The organism is Bradyrhizobium sp. 153 (assembly GCF_023073835.1).
In the GTDB taxonomy this organism is placed as follows: Bacteria; Pseudomonadota; Alphaproteobacteria; order Rhizobiales; family Xanthobacteraceae; genus Bradyrhizobium.
Genome location: NZ_JADPKH010000147.1, coordinates 16,384 through 34,665 on the forward strand (window position 1 = coordinate 16,384; position 18,282 = coordinate 34,665).

Genomic DNA, 18,282 nt, shown 5'->3' on the forward strand with positions numbered 1-18,282 from the left:
ACGCCCAATCGCCCAACCGACCACCCTGTTCCAATTTCCGCCCCAGGCTCGTGCAGTGCGAGGAATTTGCGCCTCGCATAGCAACCATCGTTCATGCCTGGACTTAGATGCCACGTGATTGATAGCGGAGGACGGAGATGAAGGCGCTGGTATGGCATGGCAAGGAGGACATCCGGTGCGACAGCGTCACCGACCCGGAGATCCAGGACCCGCGGGACGCCATCATCAAGGTCACGAGTTGCGCCATCTGTGGTTCGGACCTGCACCTCTTCCACAATTTCATTCCAGGCATGCTGCCCGGTGACATCATGGGCCACGAGACCATGGGTGAAGTGGTCGAGGTCGGCTCCGGCGTCGACGGCAAGCTGAAGAAAGGTGACCGCATTGTCGTGCCGTTCACGATCATTTGCGGCGAATGCGACCAGTGCAAGCGCGGCAATTTCTCCGTCTGCGAGACCACCAACCGCAAGCGTCATCTGGCTGAGAAGGTGTTCGGTCATTCCTGCGCCGGCCTGTTCGGCTACACGCATCTGACCGGCGGCTATCCCGGCGGGCAGGCCGAGTATCTGCGTGTGCCCTACGCCGATGCCACGCACATCAAGGTTCCCCCCGGCATCCCCGACGAGCAGCTGTTGTTCCTCAGCGACATCTTCCCGACCGGCTGGCAGGCCGCGGTGCAGTGCGATATCGAGCCGACCGACACTGTCGCGATCTGGGGCTGCGGCCCGGTCGGACAGATGGCGATCCGCAGCGCCATCCTGCTCGGCGCCAACCAGGTGATTGCGATCGATTGCCTGCCCGAGCGGCTCAGCATGGCGGAAGCCGGCGGCGCCACCACGATCAATTTCGAGACCGAAAGCGTGGTTGAACGGCTAAACGAACTCACCGACGGCAAGGGACCGGAGAAGTGCATCGATTGCGCCGGCATGGAAGCGCATGTGATGGCCTCGCAACCGGACACGCTGCTCGACCGCGCCAAGCAGATGGTGATGCTGGAGAGCGACCGGCCCCACGTGCTGCGCGAGATGATCTATGTCTGCCGTCCCGGCGGCATCATCTCGGTCGCGGGCGTCTATAGCGGCTTCTCTGACAAGATGCCGATCGGCGCGTTCATGAACAAGGGGCTGACGATGCGGACCGGCCAGACCCACGTCAATCGCTGGACCGACGACCTGCTTCGCCGCATCGAGGAAGGCGAGATCGATCCGTCCTTCGTCATCACCCATACCGTGCCGCTCAGCCAAGGCCCCGAAATGTACCAGGTGTTTCGCGACAAGCGTGACTCCTGCGTCAAGGTCGTGCTGAAGCCCTGAGGAAGTCCGCCATGTTTCACTTCTCCAACATCGTCCGCACCAAGGGTGATCCGAAAATCCTCGAGGGCGGGCCGAGCCTGAAGCGCGCCGAAGACCAGCTCGCTCGCGCGCTCGGCTGGTTCAGTATCGCTCTCGGCGCCGTGGAATTCCTTGCGCCAAGGCGCATCACCGCGACGATGGGCATGGAAGGCCATGAGACGCTGGTCCGCGCCTTCGGCGTGCGGGAGATCCTTGCCGGGATCATGTCACTGTCCGTGGACAAGAACGCCGGCCTCTGGGCCCGCGTCGGCGGCGACGGCCTCGATGCCGCCGCGCTGCTCTCCGGACTGACACCCGACAATCCCAAGAAAGGCAATATCGCGCTGGCGCTCCTGATGGTCGGGGGCATCGCCATGCTCGACTATCGCGCCGCGCAGGACACCAGGCCGCGGCGGCCGCCGCGCGAAGCAAGGCGCAAGCTCTATCCGAACCGCAGCGGCTTCCCCAAGGGGCTGGAAAACGCCAGAAGCGGCGCGAAGCAGATCGCAGCGCACCCCATGCCCGAGCGATCCTGAGTTCGCGCGAGAGACAAACCGTAACGAGGTGAATCGAGGCAATGAACGAATCCCGTGACGAACGCGCGTGGTGGCAATCCGCAGTCGTTTATGAAATCGCGCCGATCTCGTTCCAGGATTCCAATGGCGACGGCAAAGGCGACCTCGCCGGCTTGATGTCGCGGCTCGACTACCTGAAATGGCTCGGCGTCGATGCGGTGTGGCTGACGCCGATCTACCGCACCCCCTTTCGCGATCTCGGCTATGATATCTCCGATTATTGTTCAATCGACCCGAGTTTCGGCACGCTCGACGCGTTCGATCGCCTCCTCAGTGCCCTGCACGCGGAAGACATCCGGGTCATTCTCGACTTTGTCCCCAATCATACCGCCGACGACCATGCCTGGTTCGTCGAGAGCAGCAGTTCGCGCCACAGCGCGAAATCCGATTGGTACGTCTGGGCCGATCCGGCCGAGAATGGCGGGCCGCCGAACAATTGGCTCAGTCGTTTCGGCGGCAGCGCCTGGGAATGGTGTGAGGCGCGGCGGCAATATTATTACCACTCCTTCCTGGTCGAGCAGCCGGACCTGAACTGGCGCAATCCGGACGTGAGAGCAGCGATCGCCGACGTCATGCGCTTCTGGCTCGACCGCGGCGTCGACGGCTTTCGCGTCGATGCCAGCGCCGTGCTGATCAAAGACGATCTCTTGCGCGACAATCCACCGAACCCGAAGGCCAAGGACAAGCCGCCGCCGCAACGCCATACGCCCGTATTTACCGACGACCGGCCGGAGACGATGTCGTGCATCGAATTCATCCGGGAGGTGATCGATGGCTATCCGGACCGGGTGTTGTGCGGCGAAGTTCAGGGCAAGACCGACCGGATCGGGCACTTCTACGGCAACGATCGACCTCGCCTGCACCTGCCGCTGAATTTTGCGCTGCTGGACTCGCAATGGGACGCGCTGTCGCTCCAGGCGACCATCGACGCCTATCTCAACGCCATCCCCAAGGGCGCTTGGCCGGTGTGGGTGATCGGCGGGCATGACAAGCAGCGGATCGCGAGCAAGATCGGTGCGGCGCAGATGCGCGTGCTCGCGGTGTTGTTGATGACGCTGCGTGGAACGCCGTTCTTCTTCATGGGCGACGAGATCGGCCGCAAGCGCGTTCCCATTCCCGCCGATCGCGTTCACGATCCCTTCGAGAAGCTCGTGCCGGGCTATGGACTTTGCCGCGACCCCGAGCGCGCGCCGATGCGCTGGGATGACGGCGAGAGCGGCGGATTCACCACCGGCAGCCCGTGGCTGCCCCTCGGGCCCGGCGATGCGCCAAACGTGGCGCAGCAGAGACGGGACGAGCGTTCGCTCCTGGCGCTGTTTCGCGCGCTGATCGCGTTACGGCGCGAGCATGCCTGTCTGCGCGACGGCAGCCACGCGCCGCTGCGCTCGCAAAACGACGTGCTCGCCTTCAAGCGCCTGGCGGGCCCAAGCGAAGTGCTGGTCGCGCTCAACATGGCCGCCGAGCCGCGAAGATGGCACTGGCAGGGCCGCGGCCGCCTGCTGATGTCGACGCACCTGGACCGGCCGCGCGAAGCATTGCGGGATGCATCGATCCTGCTTCGGGGCAATGAAGGCGTGATCATTGAGCTCGCGCGGCGATGATCGGAGGAACCATCGGCGCGCCGAGGAGTCTGATCAACGCCTCCGGCATCTCCCCCCGTGCTGCCGGACGCATTTTGGACGAAACCGCTAGCTCCGACGCTCATTCCCCCTTTGGGGGCCGGGGCGGCGGCGTGAGCTTGGAGGCTGCAATGGGCAAGGTGAAGGGTCTTAAGCAGCGGATCGCCGGCAAGGCGAAACAGGCCGTCGGCGAGATCGTCGGGGATCAGGAGCTCCATGAGGACGGCAAGGCCGAGGCGGAGCGCGGCCGCGACGAACAGGACAAACCGAGCGAGCTCAATCCGCTGAAGAAGCTCCAGCAGCTGACGTGAACGCGCCGTCCGAGCCGGCGCTTTACGTCACCAGGAGGCGACGCCGCTCGCGCTGGACCGCGGCCATCGCGCTCGGCCTGATCAGCAGCACCTTCTCGACCATCGTCAGCCAGCTCTTCGCCGCCCGGATCGGCCGCGATGCAGCGGTCGACTGGATGATTGTCGCCACCATTCCGGCGCGCGACTGGGCGATCAGCGCCGAGCCCTCATGGAGCGCGGTCGTCACCGGCATCGCGTTCCATCAATGGGCGGACTTTTCCTGGGCGGTTGTCTTCTTCGGCGTGCTGGGACGCTGGACGGCGGACTTGCGGCCGCTGACGATCCTGCTGCTCGCGCTGCCCTGGGCGGTGTTTTCCTCAGGCATGGAATGGCTCGTGCTGGTACCGCTTTTTCCGTTCTGGCAGCCCCTGTTCACGCTGCAGCAGCCCTACTGGATCGGGCTTCTGGTGCACGGCTCGTCGGCCGTGATGTATCCCCTGTTCGCGCGGCTGCGCTGGGCCCACGGCGATACGCCCGCCCGCGATGTGCGATTCACCAATGCCTGGATCACCGGCGCCCTGGTCGTGATCGCACTGCTCGGGACGACCGCCTTTTTCGGCCGCCATGGCTACGAGCTGCCGTGGATGGGACGCGACAGGGATGTCGACCAAGCCTATATCCGGCACATGACCACCCACCACGCGCAAGGCATCGAGCTTGCGCGGATCGCAACCGAGCGTGCGCAAGACCCGCATTTGCAGAAGCTCGCCATGCTGATGATCGCAAGCCAGACCGGCGAGAAAACAATCTTCGAGAACTGGTGGCTGAGCTGGTTCGACACGGAGATGCCGGACTGCACCGCGCAGGAGCGCTCCGCCATGCCGGGCTTTCTGACGCCAGCCGAGATGCGTCAAGTCAGGATCGCCGCGCCCGAGGCGTTCGCTCGCCTCTTTGTTGAGATGATGACGTTGCATCATCGGGGTGCGGTGAAGATGGCGGACCAGATGTGGCACAGCCGTGGCGATCCGCGCCTGCGTATCATGGCTCATGCCCTCCGCCATGAGCAGCAAGGTGACATCGCGCTGATGCAGGGCGTGAGCGGCGTCGCCGCGGTGGCGACGGCGTTACGCAACATGTTCGGCGATAACGCCAATTGAGCGCGCGGAACCTTGGCTCGCATCGATGCGGCAGGCCAGGAAGCCTCTTTGCGGCAAGACCGTCTTCAAGATCCACCTGACGCACTCGTGCGAGTGCGTCGCTCGATGCACAAAAGGCCGATCCGCTCGCCGCGGCTTCACGCCACCTTCAGCGCGGCCCCGCTGTCGGCGTCGAGAAATCCCGTAAGCCTACCCCTGATCAGTCGCTCGGCATCCGCCATGATGCGGTCGAGCAGCTCCTTCACGGTTGGAATGTCGTGGATGAGCCCGACGACCATGCCGCAACTCCAGGCGCCCGCGTCCATATCGCCCTCGATCATCACCTTGGGATAAACGCCAGCCACCTGATCATGGATGTCGTCGATCTTGAGGCTCTTGCCTTTCTCCCGCTCGACCCCGAGCAGCTGCTCGACACCCTTGTTGTTCAGGACCCGCTCGGTGTTGCGGAGCGCCCGCATGACCAGCCTTGTATCGAGCTCCGACGCCCGGACCAAGGCATTCTTGACGTTCTCGTGCACCGGCGCCTCCTTGGTGGCGATGAAGCGCGTGCCCATGTTCATGCCGGCGGCGCCCATTGCCAGCGCCGCAACGAGGCTGCGCGCGTCCGCCATGCCGCCGGAGGCAACAAACGGGATCTTCAGTTCCTCGGCGGCACGCGGCAACAGGATCATGTTGGGCATGTCGTCTTCGCCCGGATGGCCGCCGCATTCAAAACCATCGACGCTGACGGCATCGCAGCCGATCTGCTCGGCCTTCAGCGAATGCCGGACCGAGGTGCATTTGTGGATCACCTTGATGCCGCCCGCCTTCAAGGCCGGCATGTACTGTTCGGGGCTGCGCCCGGCGGTTTCGACGATCTTGACGCCGCCCTCCCTGATCGCAGCGATGTATTCCGGATAGGGCGGTGCGCTGAAGGTGGGCAGGAAAGTCAAGTTCACCCCGAATGGCTTATCGGTCATGTCGCGGCAGCGCGCGATCTCCTTGGCCAGCAGTTCCGGCGTTCGCTGCGTCAGGCCGGTGATGATTCCGAGCCCGCCGGCATTCGACACCGCGGCTGCGAGTTCGGCAAAGCCGACATAGTGCATCCCACCCTGGATGATCGGATGTTCGATGCCGAACAGTTCAGTGATCGCTGTCTTCACGAATGACCTCCCCGCGTTTCCGCTCAGTGAATGATTTCGAACAGTCCCGCCGCGCCCATGCCGCCGCCGATGCACATGGTCACCACGCCGTACTTCGCCTTGCGCCGCCGGCCCTCGAGAAGGAGGTGGCCGGTAAGCCGCGCTCCGGTCATGCCGTAGGGATGACCGATCGCGATCGATCCGCCGTTGACGTTGAGCTTGTCCGGGTCGATGCCGAGCTTGTCGCGGCAATAAATCACCTGCACCGCGTAAGCCTCGTTCAGCTCCCAAAGATCGATGTCGTCGATCTTGAGGTCATGGCGCTTGAGCAAGCGCGGGATCGCGACGACCGGGCCGACGCCCATCTCGTCGGGTTCGACGCCAGCGGCGACGAAGCCGCGGAAGATGCCGAGCGGCTTGAGGCCCTTCCTGGCCGCGATCCTGTCGCTCATGATGATGCAGGCCGAAGCACCGTCCGAAAGCTGGCTGGCATTGCCCGCGCTGATCGTCTTGCCTTCGAACACCGGCTTGATCTTGGACAGGCCCTCGGCCGTGGTCTCGGGGCGTGGACCTTCGTCCTTTGTTAGCGTCACCTCCTGGTAGGTGACCTCCTTGGTGTCCTTGTTGACAAGCGCCATCCTGGTCGTGAATGGCACGATCTCATCGTTGAAGCGGCCGGCCTGCAAAGCAGCGCCGACGCGCCGTTGACATTCGAGACTATATTCATCCTGCTTGTCGCGACCGATCTTGTAGCGCTCGGCGACGATCTCGGCGGTCTCGAGCATCGACATGTACATTTCGGGCTTCATCGCCATCAGCTCATCGTCGACGGCGTGGAACTTGTTCATGTGCTCGTTCTGCACGAGACTGATCGACTCGATGCCGCCGCCGATCGCGACTTCGACGCCATCGAGCATGACCGACCGCGCTGCAACTGCGATGGCCTGCAGCCCCGACGCACATTGGCGGTCGATGGTGGTGCCGGCGACGGTGACCGGCAGGCCAGCGCGGATCGCGCCCTTGCGGGCGACGTTCATCACCATGGTGCCTTGCTGCATCGCGCAGCCCATCACCACGTCCTCGACTTCGCCGGGCGCGATGCCGGCCCGCTTCACCGCTTCGGCCATCACATGCCCGGCCATGGTGGGGCCGTCCGTGTTGTTGAGCGCGCCGCGATAGGCTTTGCCGACGGCGGTCCGAGCCGTGGAAACGATGACTGCTTCAGTCGTCATGCTGGCCTCTCTGTTTACGCGGCTGCGTCCAGCTGCGCGTAGCGCAGCACGTGGAACGCGGGATCGCCGAACTGGATGTTGATGGAGGAGATTCGCTTGAAATAATGTCCGACGTTGAGCTCGTCGGTCATTCCCATGCCGCCATGAAGCTGTACCGCCTGCTCGGCGACGAACTTGCCGGCATAGCCGATCTTCGACTTGGCGCCCGAGGCGAGCCGCGGGAGTCCCACATCGCCCGCAGCGAGGCTGAGGTTGAGATGTTGCAGCAGGGAGAGCGCCTCCTGATGCGCGATGAACATGTCGACCATCCGATGCTGCAGCACCTGGAAGGAGCCGATGGTGGTGCCGAACTGCTTGCGGGTCTTCGAATATTCCAGTGTGGCGGAATTCAGCTCGCCCATCGCACCGACGCCTTCCGCGCAGAGCGCGCCGATCGCGCGATCGCGGCAGGCCTCCAGCGCGGCAACGCCCTCGCCTTCCGGTCCGAGCAATTGCCCGCGAGCCTCGCGCAGGCTGATCTCGGCGGCGCGGCGGCCGTCGATGGTCTTGAAGCTCTGAAGATCGACGCCGGCGGCGCGGCGATCGACCACGAACAGGCTGACGCCGCCACGGTCACGGTCATCGCCGGAGGTCCGGGCCGAGACGATCAGATCGTCGGCCCACGGCGCGGCGATCACCATGGTCTTCGCGCCGCTCAGGATGTAGTCATTGCCCTCGCGCCGCGCCGTCGTCGTGACATTGCCAAGATCGAAGCGCGATTCCTTCTCCGTCCAGGCCAGAGCCCAGGTCTTTGTGCCGTCGATGATGCCGGGGATGAAGGCTTGTTTCTGCTCCGGCGTGCCAATCTGCTCGATCAGGCCGCCGGCCAGCACCACCGTTTCGACGAAAGGCTCGATGACGAGGTGCCGGCCGAACTCATGCATGATGATCATGGTCGACAAGGGACCGCCGCCGAGACCGCCGACCTCCTCGGAGAACGGCGCCGCGAGCAACCCGAGCTCCGCGAAGGCCTCCCAATGCTTCCGGCTGAAGCCTTGCTCGCTCGCCACGATCTTGCGGCGCGTGTCGAAATCGTATTGGTCGCGCAGCAAACGCTGGACGCTGGATCGCAGCATGTCCTGCTCTTCCGTAAACTGGATGTCCATCCGATCCTCCCGATGCGCCGCGCCTAAAGACCGAGCACTGCTTTGGCGATGATGTTTCGCTGGATCTCGTTCGATCCGCCGTAGATGCTGAGCTTGCGCGCGTTCAGATATTTCTCCGACGCGGTATGAGCGTACTCCGGGCCCGGCATGAAGTGGTTGGTGCTGATCGGATGCTCGCGGATCGCAAGGCCGTAATTGCCAATCGCGCGATGAGTGAGTTCGGTGATGCTCTGGAATATCTCGGTGCCGCGGATCTTGAACAGCGACGCCGCCGGCCCCGGGTCGATGCCGCGCGCCATCTGGGCGACCACGCGCAATTCGGTCGCCTCCAGAGCCAGGACATCGAGCTCGATGCGGGCGATGTCCCGCAGAAACTCGAGATGTGCCGGATCGTGCGCTGGTATCTCGGCCTTCACGATCTGCTTCAGCTTCCCGATGTAACGGGTCGACCGGCCGACGCCCGCCATGCTGGTCCGCTCGTTGCCGAGCAGGAACTTGGCGTAAGTCCAACCTTTGTTCTCCTCGCCGACGAGGTTCTCCACCGGCACGCGGACGTTCTCGAGGAAGACGTCGTTGACCTCGTGGCTGCCTTCGATCGTGATGATCGGCCGCACGGTGACGCCGGGCGACTTCATGTCGATCAGCAGGAAGGAGATGCCGGATTGCGGCTTCGCGTTCGGGTCGGTCCGCACCAGGCAGAAAATCCAGTCGGCGTGCTGCGCCAGCGTGGTCCAGGTCTTGTGGCCGTTGACGATGTAGTGGTCGCCGTCGCGCACCGCCTTGGTTCTGACGGTCGCAAGGTCCGAGCCGGAGCCCGGCTCCGAATAGCCCTGGCACCACCAATCGTCGCCGGAGAGAATCCGCGGCAGGAAGCGCCTCTTCTGCGCCTCGTTGCCGAACGTGTAGATCACCGGCCCGACCATGGTCACGCTGAACGCGAGCGGCGGCAGCGTTCCGGCCCGGGAGGTCTCCTGCTCGAAGATGAAGCGTTGCGTGATCGACCAGCCCGGACCGCCATACTCCTTGGGCCATAACGGCGCGATCCAGCCCTTATTGTAGAGAATGCGATGCCAGAGCAGCGACTGCTCCTTGGTCAAATCGGTCTCGGGATTCGGAACGCGCATTTCCGCCGGATAATTCTCTGCGATGAAGGCGCGCACCTCATCGCGAAAGGCAGCGTCCTCACTGGAAAGATTGAGCTCCATCGCAGCGGTCTCCGCTACCACTTCTCACCGAAGGGGCGGATCTCCAGCTCGAAGGTCCAGGCGCTGCGCGGCTGCTGATACAGCAGCCAATAGGATTCCGCGACCGACGACGGCGGCATCAAGAGATCGGGATTGTCGAGGGCGTCCGGACCGAGCGCCTCGACCCGCCGCTGGCGCACCCATTCGGTGTCGACCCCGGAGTCGATGATGAGATGCGCAACGTGAATGTTCTTCGGCCCCAGTTCGCGCGCCGCGGCTTGGGCAACGGCCCGCAGACCGAACTTGGCACTGGCGAAGGCGGCATAGCCGATGCCGCCGCGCAGGCTCGCCGTGGCGCCGGTGAAGAAGATGTTGCCCTTGCCGCGAGGCAGCATCAGCCGCGCGGCTTCGCGGCCGGCGAGAAAGCCGGAATAGCAGGCCATCTCCCAGACCTTGCGGAAGACGCGCTCGGTCGTTTCCAGGATAGGGAAGTTGACGTTGGCCCCGATGTTGAAAATGCAGACCTCGAGCGGCGCATGTTTGTCGGCGTCTCCCAGGAAGGAAATGATCTCCTCCTCCTTGCGCGCGTCGAGCGAACGCGCGTGGATTTCGCCGCCGGCCGCCTCTATCTCCTTGACGAGCGGATCGAGCTTGGCGCCGTTGCGGCGCCCCGCAAACACTGTGAAGCCCTCCGAGGCAAACTTCTTTGCGATCTCGCTGCCGATATAGTCGCCGGCACCAATCACGGCCACGGTTGCGTTTCTCTTCTGCAAGGGTCGTCTCCCGGATTAGGTTAGATCTGTTGAAGCTGCTCTGCCGGTGCCGGAGCATCCCGCATAATGCGCTGTCCGCGCACCGTGATCACCCGGTCGCCGGCAATATCGACCGCGCCTGAAAGAGCTCGCCACTGCCAACCTCCCGAACGATCGGCCCGGTTCTTTGTCGAGGCCTACTCGAATTGGAGTTAACGTTCTTTTTTAGAACTCGTCAATTGCTAAATTGCCATCTGGCGATTTCGGCCGGAACGGCAGAGCAGCTGTCGCTTTTTTTGGACTTACAGAACGTCGTTTACAACATTGCTGCGAACGGCTAGCTATAGGTATCAAATAAGAACTTACAGGGAGAAGCGATCATGGAAGGTCCCGGCGTGGCGATCCTGGTGGGCGCGGGCGATGCGATCGGGGCCGCCGTCGCCCGGCGCTTTGCCAAAGGCGGCTACACAGTTTGCATCTGTCGGCGTGACGCAACCAAATCCCAGGCGCTGGTGGACGAGCTGACGGCTGACGGCCATCGCATCCATGCCTTCAGCGTCGATGCGCGGCAGGAAGCCGAGGTCCAGAAGCTCTTTTCCGATATCGAAAAGAAGATCGGACCGATCGAGGTCTGCCTTTTCAATGCCGGATCGAACGTCAACAAGCCTCTCGTGGAGACCTCCGAAAAACTGTTTTTCAAGGCCTGGGAGCTGGCCTGCTACGCCGGATTTCTCGTCGGGCGCGAGGCCGCGCGCGTCATGCTGCCGCGCGGGCACGGCACCCTTTTCTTTACCGGTGCGACGGCCAGCATTCGCGGCGGCCAGGGGTTTGCGGCGTTTTCGTCGGCGAAGTTCGGGCTTCGCGCGGTGGCCCAGGCCATGGCGCGCGAGCTTGGGCCGAAGAACATCCACGTCGTCCATCTCATCATCGACGCCGGTGTCGACAGCGAAGCCATCCACCAGCGCATGAAAGCGGCGAAGGGGATTGAGGCAAGCGAGATCCCGCCGGACAGCCTGACGAAGACCTCCTCTATCGCAGAAGCCTATTGGTTCACGCACCAGCAGAGCCGCGACGGCTGGACCCATGAACTCGATCTTCGCCCGTCGGTGGAGAAGTGGTGATGAGTACGACACCCGACCTCACCCTGTGGGGTGCCGGAACAAGCCGCACCATTCGTGCACATTGGGCGATGCACGAACTCGGCTTGTCCTACAAGGTCAAGCCGATCGGACCACGGACAGGCGAAACCAAGACCGCTGAATACACCCGGCTCAATCCCCGCCAGAAGATTCCGCTGTTGCAGGATGGCGACTTCTGCATCGGTGAAAGCGCCGCGATCGTCGCGTACCTGTCGCGCATGTATTCCACGCCGGAGCGCTCGCTGATTCCGGAAGCCACCCGCGACTATGCCGCGTGGCTCGAATGGTGCTTCTTTGTCGTGGCCGAGCTCGATTCGACGAGCCTCTATGTCATGCGCCGCCACCGGGCGGATGCGCTCGGACACATCTATGGCGTCGCCCCCGAGGTCGTCGCCCAAGCCGGCCAATATTTCCAGCAACAATTGCGGCATGTGGAGGTCGCGCTGATGGATGGGCGCCAGTTCCTGATGGGCGATCAGTTCACCAGCGCCGACCTCCTGCTCACGACGTGCCTCGATTGGGCCATCGCTTATGGGGTCGACATTTGCGACAATGCGCACCCATACCTTGAGCGCATTCACGGGCGGGACGCGTATTGCAGAGCCCAGGCGGCGAATGTTCCCGTGGCGCCAATTACGCCGGTATCGGCAACCGTCTGAGAGCAATCGCCGGTGCGCGCTTCCGTCTATACGGCCGCGCGCACGCTGCGCTCGGCGATCATCTTGTCGATGGCGCGGTCGTCGTAACCCAGATCGCGCAGTACCTCGCGCGAATGCTCGCCGACCCGGGGGGCCGGCCCGCCGATCGCGGCCTGGTTGACCTCGAAGCGAGCTGCCGGCCTCGGCTGCCGCACCCGGCCGACCTTCGGCTGATCGAATTCGGCGATGATGCCGCGGGCCAGGACCTGTTCGTTGTGGATGATCTCGGCCCGACGCAGGATCGGCGCGCAAGGCACATCCGCTGCGTCGAGGCGTTCCAGCCATTCGGCTGTCGTATGCTGGCTGATGTATTCCGCCATCTTGTTGATCCGCGCGGTGGCATTGACCGAGCGCGCCGCTGGGGTCGCAAAGCGGGAATCCTTGGCGAGCTCGGGGTCACCGGAGGCACGGCAAAAGCCCTGCCATTCGGAATCGGAGATGGTACCGGCGGTGATGTAGCCGTCGCTGGTCTTGAACACCAAGTCCGGCCGATCATTCGGATCGGCCGCGGCTGCCTCGGCGCCGACCACCGTGTACTGCATCATTCCTTCCGGCCAGAGGTAGGAGATCATCGTATCCAGCATCGCCACTTGGATGTGGTCGCCCTGCCCCGTCTTCTCACGGGCATAGAGCGCAGCAGCCACGGCCTGCGCGGTGAACACCGCGGTGGTCTTGTCGCAGACGATGGTGCGGATCATCTGCGGGCGGTTCGTGACCGGCTGCGACTGGATATCGGCGAAGCCGGACAAGCCCTGAATGATCGGATCATAGACCCGTTTCTTCACGTAGGGGCCGCTATCACCGACGCCGCTGATCGAGACGTAGATCAGGCGCGGATGGCGCTGGCGCAATTCCTCGACCCCGAGACCGAGGCGTTCCATGGTACCTGGCCGGAAATTCTGCACCAGGACATCGGACTGCGCGATCAGCTTGGCGAGCACCTCGCGCCCGGACGCGCTCTTGACGTCCATCGACAGCGAACGCTTGCCGCGGTTTGACGAGATGAACAGTGCGGAGAACTCGCCCTCCTTGTCGATGGTGGCACGGCTGCGGCGGGTGATGTCGCCACCGATTGGCTCGATCTTCAGCACGTCGGCGCCCTGGTCCGCCAGAAACATGGTCGCGAACGGACCCGACACCACGCCGGTCAAATCGAGTACTCGAACGCCGTGAAGTGGTCCGGGCATGGGCATTCTCCCTGAATTTGCGTTTGCTTTGGGTCCGAGTGGCTTTCGCCACTCAACCTGGACAGTCGGCGCCGTCAAGCCGTCTTGGAAACAGGTTGTCTGGTCTGCTCGAGGATCGACTCCTCGACGTCGCGGATCTGGTCCTTGCCGAAGAACATCTCCTTGCCAACGAAGAATGTCGGTGCACCAAATGCACCGCGGCTGACGGCGTCATTGGTCAGATCGATCAGCCTCTTCTTGACGTCATCCTGCTGCGCGCGCGCAATCAACCGGTCGATGTCGATCCCCGAGGACACGAACGCGCTCCGGAAAATTTCCGGATCATCCATCTTCTTGGGCTCTTCCCACATATGATGATAGGCAGCACGGAAGTAGGGCTCGAACATACCCTCGAGCTGGGCGGCGACAGCGCTACGCATCAGCATCAGCGTGTTGACCGGGAAGAATGGATTCTGGCGAAACTTCGTGATGTTGTGGCGGCGGATGAACCGCTGGGTCTCCAACGCCTGGTATTCCGGCTTGTTTTTGATCCCGCGAAGCGAGTCGAACGGCGACATGTTGCCGGTCGCCTTGTAGATGCCGCCGAGCAGAACCGGGACATACGCGAACTTCACGCCGGTGCGCTGCTCGATGCCGGGAATGGCAACTTCCGCCAGGTAGGCGTTCGGGCTGCCGAAATCGAACTGGAATTCAATCGTCAGGGTCATCTGGGCCTTCTCCCGGAGAGCGAATGGCGGTCACCGGCGATCCGATCGCCAGCCCGAGGTTCCGCTAATCATATAGTTCTAAAATAGAACTGTCAAACACACCTGCAATCTGCTGATTTGGCCTACCAGGAGGGGTATTGTTTGGAATTCAGTACCTATCTAGAATGCGAAACCGCGCGGCCGGCCTCCGTGACGATTCGAGACGGCCCATGCCAGGACGATTGGAGTGGGTGAATGAAGTGGAAAGAGCTCGAGGAAGAGCCATGTTCGATGGCCCGAACCATCGGCGTGATCGGCGATCGCTGGACTCTTCTGATCCTGCGCGAATGCTTCCTGCGCACGCGCCGCTTCGAGGGATTTCAATCGGCGCTCGGGATCACGCGGCACTTGCTCGCCGAACGGCTGAAGAAGCTGGTTCGGCAGGGCATCCTGCGCCGCATTCCCTACCAGGACTCCCCCAAGCGCCACGAATATATCCTGACCCAGAAGGGCCTCGACCTCTATCCGATCATGATGGCGATCGTGCATTGGGGCGATACCCACATGGTCGACGAGCGCGGCCGGCCCTTGCTGCACCAGCACCGCAGGTGCGGAAAGGACTTCGATCCGGTCATGGTGTGCTCTGAATGCGGCGAGCCGCTCTCGGCCAAGGAGGTTCATACTCACCCTGGGCCGGGTGCGCGCAGCACTCCGGCGACGGCGGTGCCGGAGGTCCGAAAGACAAAGGCGCGCTCGCGCGCCGCTTGAGGCCTGCGCATCGCGGCCTCGTGCCAGAGAGATGGCAATACGAGGAGGAAAGCGGCGTCGGCGCCCATTGAACCTGCTGCCACACACTCTGTCCTGATCTGGCGGCCCGAAGGCGGGCGTCTCGTTGAATGTCGCAGCGAAGCGGTCTTCCAAATGCGATTGCCCTGCCCTACACCCGCGCCACATCCCGGCATGGTTCGTTCATATAGAGACGTTCAACCTGCTCGGCGCGAGCTTTGAGCACCGCGCGCTGGTTGACATAGGCCTTGTCGGTGATTTCTCCTGCTGCCATTGACGGCGGATCCTTCAGCAGGGAGAAGGCGCAGACTCGTTCGCTGCTTCCGACCGCCTCGTTGTATTCCCGAAAGCGGTCCTTCAGAAACTGAACCACGACAGGATCGCAGGTCAAATCAACGGCTGCAATCTTGGATATCCGGCCTGCCTCGGTCGGGTTCAGCCAGCACAGCAGCGCGCACGTCTCGCGATTTTCGCCGGCAACAACGATGTCCAGCAAGACGCCACGTGTGGCAGCCAGGATTGCCGCACGCATGTTTCCGATTGAGACCCAGGTGCCATTCGCAAGCTTGAAGTTCTCGGAAATTCTACCGGTAAAGCGAAGGCCCCGCTCCGGCCTCTGCGGATCCAGAAACGAGACGGTATCGCCAATGCGATAAAATCCTTCCTCGTCGAAGGCCTTTTCCGTCAGATCGGGCCGTTCGAGATAGCCGGGCGTAACGTTGGGGCCCTTGACCCGGGCCTCGTAGGTATCGGAGACCGGAATGAGCTTGAGCTGCAGCCCCGGCGCGGGAAGACCGATCTCTCCGGGCTGATCCGTTGCCCAATGCGTCGTGCTGATCGTCGGCGCGGTTTCGGTCGTGCCGTAACCCGACATGACCGGAATTCGCCGGCCGGTGGCGGCAAATGTCAATCGATAGAGTTTCTCGAGAGTGTCCTGAGAAATTGCGGCGCCAGCATAGCTCAATCGGTCCATCCGCTTGAACACGCTGGCACCAAGGTCGAGGTCGTTCTCGATTGCATCACATAAGAGGTTATACCCGGCAGGCACGTTGAACATGGCGGTTGGCGAGATCTCCCTGAGATTCTCGACCGTTTTGTGAAAGAGATGCGGCAGCGGCCGGCCATCATCGATATAGAGCGTCCCGCCATTCCTGAGGATGCCGTGAAGGATGACATTACTACCCATCGTATGGTGCCAGGGCAGCCACTCCACCTGGACCGGCGCATCGGGCGGAGACACCAGCAGACTTCCCATTTGCAGAGAGCTTGCCATCATGCGGTGGGTGTTGAGCACGCCCTTGGGGAAGCCGGTCGAACCGGACGTGAAGAGAATTTTCGCGACGACGTCACAAGGCACCTCCCGCGATGCGCGCTCGAATCCTTCGCGCCCGGTTCGCGCGGCCAGAACCTGAAAAGGCACTGTGTCCGGCGCACCATCGACGCTGATCCAGGTCGCGGCTGCCAATTCGGGAATGGCGCGGCCGGCGGAAAAGTCGCGTCCGCTTTGAACGAACACAAAGCTCGGACGCAGCACTTCCGCGATGTCCTTGAGACGTGCGAGGCCCCCCGGCATCACGGTGTAGTTCGGCGAAATCGGCGCCAGGATGACCCCGATCGACATCGCCGCAAACGAGATCACCGCGTTCTCGATGGAGTTTCCGGAAAGGACCGCCAGCTTGTCGGCTGGCCTTGCGCCCATATCGATCAGGCCTTGGCCGACCGCCTGAACCTGCGACCATGCCTCACCATAGGTGATCTCGTCCCATCCTCCCTTCGCATTGCGTTGCGCAAGGAAAACCCGATCCGGAACGGCATTGGCCCAGCGCGGCAGAAAATCGGTGATGCGCCAGTCGCACGGCGTCCATTCAAGAGGCGAGCTCAAGATGAGCGTGCCGTCGGGGCGACGCTCGATCGAAACCTCGCGCGGGGCAAACGTCAGTGCCGTCGTCGACATCGAAAATGATCTCCCGAATTGCTGAAGGACGACCACATGCCGTGCATTCCCGTAATGCCCAGCGGCGGCCTACCGGCGCATTGCAAGCTTGGGACGCAGCTCATGCGGCATCTGGCTGGGGCGAGTTCATTCGGACCTGGCGTCGAGCACCTCGCCGAAGGCTTCCCAGGTCGATCCGGTCCATCGTTGCAAGCGCATCTGCGTCCAGATCATGTTCTCGGATTCGCTGGTGTTCACCTTGATCCCGGGCAGCGCGGTCGGGACGACGAAATCCCTGAGGTTCTTGGCCTGCGCCAGAATGTTCTTGCGGGATAGATCATCGCCGCATTGCTTCAGGATCTGCTCGAGCAGGATGCCTTGCTGATAGCCGGTCAGATAGCTGCCGTTGGTGATATCGACGCCGGCCAGGTACTTGTCGAGAAACGCCCGATAGGTCTGCATGGCGGGATCGTCTTTCCATGTCGGATCCACGACGTCCTTGTTGATCGTCCCGACGATCACGCCGACTGATTTGTCGAGGCCAGCCGGCGCGAGCGTGCCCCCGACCGAACCGGATGGAAAGTTGATGATCAGCGTCGCCTTCCAGCCGATCACAGAAGCCTGCCGGATCGCCTGCGCGGCGAACTTCGGCGTTCCCGCGATCACCAGGGCGTCGGCACCGGAGCTTTTCAGGTTTGTGATCTGTGAGTCGACGGTCGGCTCGGTGACCTCATAGGACGCGCTGACGACCTTTCGATCGTAGTCCTTGCCGAGAAAGGCCTTGAAGGCATTGACGTAATCTTTGCCGAGATCGTCGTTCTGATAGAGAATCGCATATTTGGCGTTCGGCAGCGTCCTGGTCAGATATTTCGCGTAGATTTTTCCTTCGGTGTCGTAGCTGACAAGACCTGTCGTGGTCAGCGGGTAACTGGCGACGTCGGTGAACTTGGACGAGCCGCTGATGATCGCGATGCTCGGCACGCCTTTCGCTCTCAGGTATTTTGCCGTGGCCGAAAGGCCGGGCGTGCCGAGCTGACCGAACATGAACGCCACCTCATCGCTCTCGACGAGCTTGCGGACGTGCTCTACCGCTTTCGGAGGGCTGTAGGCGTCGTCATAGGCGATGTAGTTGATCTTGCGGCCGTTGATGCCACCGCGGTCATTCACCGATTGAATGTAGGCGATAAGGCCCTTGCCGACGAGACCGATCGATGACGCCGGTCCGCTGAACGGAAACACCCCGCCAATTTTGATCTCGGTCGCAGTAACGCCGACCTCGTCGGCCGCAAACGCCGGACCATTCAAAAGCAAAGCCAGGGCCGCAACGGCCTTCCATTTCGTCAACATTGTCCGTCCTCCCAAACCCGCACCTTCCTGGTACGTGGTCCTGTTTATTCGCGCGGCTGCACGCCCCGCCTCACCCGCAGGCCTGAGTTGGTCCGGCGCG

Annotated in this window: 17 protein-coding genes; 8 read left to right on the forward strand and 9 right to left on the reverse strand. The window is 62.8% G+C overall.

Annotated elements, in window-relative coordinates; translation table 11 throughout:
- Positions 1 to 137: 137 nt before the first annotated feature.
- The 5 genes from IVA91_RS33415 to IVA91_RS33435 all read left to right on the forward strand — a co-directional run bounded on the left by IVA91_RS33415 (position 138) and on the right by IVA91_RS33435 (position 4,972).
- Positions 138 to 1,313 (forward strand): zinc-dependent alcohol dehydrogenase, encoded by a 1,176-nt coding sequence (locus tag IVA91_RS33415; RefSeq protein WP_247460372.1) that lies wholly within the window; start codon positions 138 to 140, stop codon positions 1,311 to 1,313.
- Positions 1,314 to 1,324: 11 nt separating this feature from the next.
- Entirely contained in the window at positions 1,325 to 1,867 is a 543-nt protein-coding gene (locus tag IVA91_RS33420; RefSeq protein ID WP_247460374.1) for a hypothetical protein, read from the forward strand.
- Positions 1,868 to 1,908: 41 nt separating this feature from the next.
- Positions 1,909 to 3,507 (forward strand): alpha-amylase family glycosyl hydrolase, encoded by a 1,599-nt coding sequence (locus tag IVA91_RS33425; protein ID WP_247460376.1) that lies wholly within the window; start codon positions 1,909 to 1,911, stop codon positions 3,505 to 3,507.
- A gap of 149 nt (positions 3,508 to 3,656) precedes the next feature.
- A complete protein-coding gene (locus IVA91_RS33430) occupies positions 3,657 to 3,836 on the forward strand; it encodes a CsbD family protein (RefSeq protein WP_247460379.1) in 180 nt (59 codons plus the stop codon).
- Positions 3,833 to 4,972, forward strand: a complete 1,140-nt coding sequence (locus IVA91_RS33435) for a DUF305 domain-containing protein (RefSeq protein ID WP_247460381.1) — start codon at positions 3,833 to 3,835, stop codon at positions 4,970 to 4,972. Before IVA91_RS33430 ends, IVA91_RS33435 begins: the two co-directional genes overlap by 4 nt.
- Positions 4,973 to 5,109: 137 nt before the next feature.
- On the opposite strand, the gene IVA91_RS33440 is transcribed toward IVA91_RS33435, so the two are convergent.
- The 5 genes from IVA91_RS33440 to IVA91_RS33460 are packed head-to-tail and all read right to left on the reverse strand — an operon-like array spanning position 5,110 to position 10,427.
- Positions 5,110 to 6,114 (reverse strand): nitronate monooxygenase family protein, encoded by a 1,005-nt coding sequence (locus tag IVA91_RS33440; RefSeq protein ID WP_247460383.1) that lies wholly within the window; start codon positions 6,112 to 6,114, stop codon positions 5,110 to 5,112.
- Between the two features lie 23 nt (positions 6,115 to 6,137).
- The gene (locus tag IVA91_RS33445) at positions 6,138 to 7,325 is read right to left on the reverse strand and encodes an acetyl-CoA C-acyltransferase (RefSeq protein WP_247460385.1); all 1,188 of its coding nucleotides are present in this window, start codon (positions 7,323 to 7,325) and stop codon (positions 6,138 to 6,140) included.
- Positions 7,326 to 7,339: 14 nt separating this feature from the next.
- On the reverse strand, positions 7,340 to 8,470 hold the full coding sequence (locus tag IVA91_RS33450) for an acyl-CoA dehydrogenase family protein (protein ID WP_247460387.1): 1,131 nt from the start codon (positions 8,468 to 8,470) through the stop codon (positions 7,340 to 7,342).
- Between the two features lie 23 nt (positions 8,471 to 8,493).
- Entirely contained in the window at positions 8,494 to 9,675 is a 1,182-nt protein-coding gene (locus IVA91_RS33455) for an acyl-CoA dehydrogenase family protein (RefSeq protein ID WP_247460388.1), read from the reverse strand.
- 14 nt (positions 9,676 to 9,689) lie between these two features.
- Positions 9,690 to 10,427, reverse strand: a complete 738-nt coding sequence (locus IVA91_RS33460; protein ID WP_247422315.1) for an SDR family oxidoreductase — start codon at positions 10,425 to 10,427, stop codon at positions 9,690 to 9,692.
- Positions 10,428 to 10,786: 359 nt separating this feature from the next.
- On the opposite strand from IVA91_RS33460, the gene IVA91_RS33465 reads away from it, so the two are divergent.
- Together IVA91_RS33465 and IVA91_RS33470 are read left to right on the forward strand one after the other, a co-directional pair.
- Entirely contained in the window at positions 10,787 to 11,527 is a 741-nt protein-coding gene (locus tag IVA91_RS33465; RefSeq protein ID WP_247280444.1) for an SDR family NAD(P)-dependent oxidoreductase, read from the forward strand.
- On the forward strand, positions 11,527 to 12,204 hold the full coding sequence (locus IVA91_RS33470; RefSeq protein ID WP_256464860.1) for a glutathione S-transferase family protein: 678 nt from the start codon (positions 11,527 to 11,529) through the stop codon (positions 12,202 to 12,204). The genes IVA91_RS33465 and IVA91_RS33470 overlap by 1 nt, the downstream gene beginning before the upstream one ends.
- A gap of 26 nt (positions 12,205 to 12,230) precedes the next feature.
- On the opposite strand, the gene IVA91_RS33475 is transcribed toward IVA91_RS33470, so the two are convergent.
- Positions 12,231 to 13,430 carry a CoA transferase gene (locus IVA91_RS33475; RefSeq protein WP_247460390.1) on the reverse strand — a complete coding sequence of 400 codons (1,200 nt, stop codon included), beginning with the start codon at positions 13,428 to 13,430 and terminating at the stop codon, positions 12,231 to 12,233.
- 74 nt (positions 13,431 to 13,504) lie between these two features.
- Positions 13,505 to 14,137, reverse strand: a complete 633-nt coding sequence (locus IVA91_RS33480; RefSeq protein WP_247460392.1) for a 2-hydroxychromene-2-carboxylate isomerase — start codon at positions 14,135 to 14,137, stop codon at positions 13,505 to 13,507.
- Positions 14,138 to 14,371: 234 nt separating this feature from the next.
- Between IVA91_RS33480 and IVA91_RS33485 the strand changes: the two genes are divergently transcribed.
- On the forward strand, positions 14,372 to 14,884 hold the full coding sequence (locus IVA91_RS33485) for a helix-turn-helix domain-containing protein (RefSeq protein WP_247460394.1): 513 nt from the start codon (positions 14,372 to 14,374) through the stop codon (positions 14,882 to 14,884).
- Between the two features lie 169 nt (positions 14,885 to 15,053).
- Here the strand turns inward: IVA91_RS33485 and IVA91_RS33490 are convergent, their stop codons facing one another.
- Positions 15,054 to 16,856 carry an AMP-binding protein gene (locus IVA91_RS33490; RefSeq protein WP_247460396.1) on the reverse strand — a complete coding sequence of 601 codons (1,803 nt, stop codon included), beginning with the start codon at positions 16,854 to 16,856 and terminating at the stop codon, positions 15,054 to 15,056.
- A 126-nt stretch (positions 16,857 to 16,982) separates the two neighbouring features.
- The gene (locus tag IVA91_RS33495) at positions 16,983 to 18,182 is read right to left on the reverse strand and encodes an ABC transporter substrate-binding protein (RefSeq protein WP_247460398.1); all 1,200 of its coding nucleotides are present in this window, start codon (positions 18,180 to 18,182) and stop codon (positions 16,983 to 16,985) included.
- Positions 18,183 to 18,282 lie beyond the last annotated feature (100 nt).

Excerpts from the sequence above, each read along its gene's own strand:
- IVA91_RS33415 (WP_247460372.1), top strand. The coding sequence starts at position 138 with ATGAAGGCGCTGGTATGGCATGGCAAGGAGGACATCCGGTGCGACAGC.
- IVA91_RS33420 (WP_247460374.1), top strand. The coding sequence starts at position 1,325 with ATGTTTCACTTCTCCAACATCGTCCGCACCAAGGGTGATCCGAAAATC.
- IVA91_RS33425 (WP_247460376.1), top strand. The coding sequence starts at position 1,909 with ATGAACGAATCCCGTGACGAACGCGCGTGGTGGCAATCCGCAGTCGTT.
- IVA91_RS33430 (WP_247460379.1), top strand. The coding sequence starts at position 3,657 with ATGGGCAAGGTGAAGGGTCTTAAGCAGCGGATCGCCGGCAAGGCGAAA.
- IVA91_RS33445 (WP_247460385.1), bottom strand. The coding sequence starts at position 7,325 with ATGACGACTGAAGCAGTCATCGTTTCCACGGCTCGGACCGCCGTCGGC.
- IVA91_RS33450 (WP_247460387.1), bottom strand. The coding sequence starts at position 8,470 with ATGGACATCCAGTTTACGGAAGAGCAGGACATGCTGCGATCCAGCGTC.
- IVA91_RS33455 (WP_247460388.1), bottom strand. The coding sequence starts at position 9,675 with ATGGAGCTCAATCTTTCCAGTGAGGACGCTGCCTTTCGCGATGAGGTG.
- IVA91_RS33465 (WP_247280444.1), top strand. The coding sequence starts at position 10,787 with ATGGAAGGTCCCGGCGTGGCGATCCTGGTGGGCGCGGGCGATGCGATC.
- IVA91_RS33470 (WP_256464860.1), top strand. The coding sequence starts at position 11,527 with ATGAGTACGACACCCGACCTCACCCTGTGGGGTGCCGGAACAAGCCGC.
- IVA91_RS33475 (WP_247460390.1), bottom strand. The coding sequence starts at position 13,430 with ATGCCCGGACCACTTCACGGCGTTCGAGTACTCGATTTGACCGGCGTG.
- IVA91_RS33480 (WP_247460392.1), bottom strand. The coding sequence starts at position 14,137 with ATGACCCTGACGATTGAATTCCAGTTCGATTTCGGCAGCCCGAACGCC.
- IVA91_RS33485 (WP_247460394.1), top strand. The coding sequence starts at position 14,372 with ATGAAGTGGAAAGAGCTCGAGGAAGAGCCATGTTCGATGGCCCGAACC.
- IVA91_RS33490 (WP_247460396.1), bottom strand. The coding sequence starts at position 16,856 with ATGTCGACGACGGCACTGACGTTTGCCCCGCGCGAGGTTTCGATCGAG.
- IVA91_RS33495 (WP_247460398.1), bottom strand. The coding sequence starts at position 18,182 with ATGTTGACGAAATGGAAGGCCGTTGCGGCCCTGGCTTTGCTTTTGAAT.